The 3,088-nt window shown below is 64.2% G+C and carries 2 protein-coding genes and 1 pseudogene; 1 reads left to right on the top strand and 2 read right to left on the bottom strand.

The window, feature by feature from the left end:
• Positions 1-63: 63 nt before the first annotated feature.
• Positions 64-591 (bottom strand): annotated as a pseudogene (locus WAW17_RS32880) (ISL3 family transposase).
• Positions 592-861: 270 nt separating this feature from the next.
• Positions 862-1,212 (bottom strand): transposase family protein, encoded by a 351-nt coding sequence (locus tag WAW17_RS32875; RefSeq protein WP_422337011.1) that lies wholly within the window; start codon positions 1,210-1,212, stop codon positions 862-864.
• 156 nt (positions 1,213-1,368) lie between these two features.
• Between WAW17_RS32875 and gntH the strand changes: the two genes are divergently transcribed.
• Positions 1,369-2,505: a guanitoxin biosynthesis MBL fold metallo-hydrolase GntH gene (gene gntH, locus WAW17_RS32870; RefSeq protein WP_422337010.1), complete on the top strand. Its 1,137-nt coding sequence runs from the start codon at positions 1,369-1,371 to the stop codon at positions 2,503-2,505.
• Positions 2,506-3,088 lie beyond the last annotated feature (583 nt).

The following is a 3,088-nucleotide window of genomic DNA, read 5'->3' as shown; positions in this document are numbered from 1 at the left end:
GAAACACCCTGGTCAGCAACCCTACCGACACTAGATCCGACAGCCGACGATCCGACTCCGGCTTCACCCATCCACTACGCGGCACGCCGACACGATACCGCACAACCCTCTAACTGAACGGTATTGGTTGTAGCCCTCGGTCCGAGCATTGGTGATTCCAGTGGTCACGAACGCGTGGATCTCCGGCCACCACGCATCGACGGTCTTCGCCAACGTGAGTAGTTCGGGGATGCGCGAATCGATACACCAGGTGAGGAACCGGTGCAGCCGGTGCCGGGTCAGATGGGGATCGCCGCCGGTCTTGACGGTCGACAGCAGCGTGCGGAGTTCTTACTTCGCGATGTACGCCGACAGAATCTGGGCGGTGGGGTCCTCGTCGACGATCACGTTCCACATCTTCGCGAAGTTCCTGTCCGAGAGTCGTTCTCGTGCGGTGAGCAATCGGCGCCGATTCGCCCATTCCGGATCCCGCTTTCCGCCTCGGCGGTCTTTGAGTTCCCAGGTGATGCGCCGGCGGACCTTGGTGACCGCGTCGTTCGCCAACTGAACCAGATGGAAATGATCGACCACCAGGGTCGCGTTCGGCAGCAGGCCCCTGGTTGCCGGACAGGTCGACGAAGCCGGTATCCCAGGGGTCGACCGAACCCACCTCTCGACGTTCTTGCAGTACTCCCACCTGGGCTTACCGCGGCGGTGGGGGTCCCTCCCTGGACGAAGTCCATGGGGGACTCATCGATCCCGAGGACCCGCACCGGCGCGGGTTCGGCCAGAAGGCGATCGGCGTGTTCGACGAACGCGCGGTGCGCGGTCGGCCAGGACACACCGTGGGCGGTGGCCACCTCGGATACCGATCTGGCGGCGTCACCCGATCGCCGTGCCGATCTGGGTGCGTAGTCGTACGGTGGTGCGGGCACGTCGTGGGATCTGCTCGATCGCTTCGGTGAACGATGTTCGGGTGCAGTAGTCCTCCCGGCAGCGCCACCTGGTTTTGCTCCATCGCAGCAGTATTCGGTCTTCTCCGTAGGGGATGTCCTTCGGCCTGGTGGACACGCGTTCCTTGACGGAAGTCGAGAAAACCCCGCAGCAGGGGCATGCCGCGGCGGTGTCCTCGTCGGTGGCCAGCTCCACTGGTCGTGTGCCGTCCGCGTCCTGGGACACGCTGAGTACGCGTACTCCTGGCAGCCCAAACAACAGTGTCGTACTCTCGGTCAAACCCTTGGTCCTTCTGCGGTCGGAATGTGTCGCAACATCCAGACTTCAGGAGACCAAGGGCTCTCAGCAGGTCGACGCGCCGAAAACCCTCAAATCCCAGGTTGCCCGCTCAAGATTGAAGAGCCACAATGAGTGTACCGATCTGAGGGGTGGGCCATGGCTACCGAGATCACCGAGTTGACCGAGCTTGCATTCGAAGGCGGGTCACCGTTGACGACAACACCGGTAGTGGGATCGAGACCGTCGGCTGGTGCTCCGGTCTTGACACCGAGTGCAGAGTCGGTGCCAGACGGACAGATCCGGGTCACCGTACTCGGCTCCGGAGACCCGTTCGTCAAACCCAGCCAGGCGTCGGCGTCGTTGCTGATCGAGGTGGGTAATCCCGAGCGGGACCGGTTCTTCTTCGACCTCGGTTCGGGGGCGCTGGCGAACTACAACGGACTCCGATTGCCGGTGACGGAGACGACGAAGGTGTTCCTGTCGCATCTGCACGCAGATCACGTCGGCGACATGCCGACGCTTGTGTGGAGTCTGGCCAAGGCAGGTCGGCGTGACCCGGTCGAGGTCTGGGGACCGGCAGGCGAGGTTCCCGAACTCGGAACCCGTGCCTACACGACGCATCTCGAGGCCGCGCACGCATGGGACATGCAGTCTCTGTGTGGGCACCCCGGTCAGTCCGGCGCCCACACCGAGACCACCGAGGTTCCCTGGGACCGGACCGCCACTGTGTACGACCGCAATGGTATTCAGGTCACCTCGTTTCCCGTGATCCACATCATCAACGGCGCGGTCGGCTACCGACTGGACTACAACGGCCGCAGTGTCGTCTTCTCAGGCGACACCCGGCCGTGCCGCCCCCTGGTGGCAGCGTGTGACGGTGCCGATCTGCTCGTCCACGAGACGTTCCCGTCGGCGTCGGTGTTCGCGCGGAAGGCAGGCGTTCCGCTGGAGTTCGCGGAGCGGGTCGTCAACGACTCGCATACCAGTCCGACGATGGCGGGAAGTGTTTTCGCCCGAGCCGGTGCGCGGATGTCGGTCATGTGGCACCTGGCAGTCGACCACGAGACGGTCGGTCCCGTGTATGCGGAGATGCGAGCCCGGTACGACGGTCCCGTCACAATTGCGCAGGACCTCACGGTTTTCGACATCGGGACGGACGCCGTGATCACCAGGCAGGCCATCGTCGATCCGGCGGCCTGGCCCGTCGTCGGCCCGACGAAGGTGACGGGTCCGCCCTTGTCCGCTCCGCCGCCTCCCCCGGCATGGTGGTCGGAGGCGCTAATCACCGACTGAGCAATTGATGCGCTCGACGACCGAAAGGTCTCTCGCGATGAGTTCCACCGCAGCCATAATCGGAGGACGTGGGGCCGATGATCATCCCGATGGTCTTCGCGGGATGGTGCGCAATGCACGGGCTCGCGGGCAGCGGCCGCGTCGACGCGTGTCATAACGATTCCGGATTCGCGGCTACCGACACTCCGATCGATCACCGGCCGTTGGCACCAACACGGAACGCAAACTGATCTCGGGGACCAGCGAACCTCCGTGTTGCAGGCGGACGTTAGGTGTGTCGTAGGCCTGTTCTACACTGCCCGAGCGACGAGAAAGAGGTCGCCACCCACTGCCATGGTCGACGGGGAGATTTCCCCGTCGCCCTGATCCGAGAAACCTTCTCGGATCGGCGGGGTGGCGACCTCTTTCTCTGTTCGGCGCCGCTGCCGGGCGGATCTAGACCGCGTGCGCGGTGTCTCGGCCGTGTTCGCGGTCGAGTTCCGGTTCCCGCTCGAAGGCGAGCTCGCTCTCTTCGTCGGGCCGTTGCTCGACGTTGAGGAGCTCCTTGATGGATCGGAGGTGGCTGGACATGGCCGCCTTCATC

The organism is Rhodococcus sp. (in: high G+C Gram-positive bacteria), from assembly GCF_049286785.1.
In the GTDB taxonomy this organism is placed as follows: domain Bacteria; phylum Actinomycetota; class Actinomycetes; order Mycobacteriales; family Mycobacteriaceae; genus Rhodococcus_F.
The sequence above is the reverse complement of the archived record's forward strand: the minus strand, read 5'-3'. Positions and strand labels throughout refer to the sequence as shown.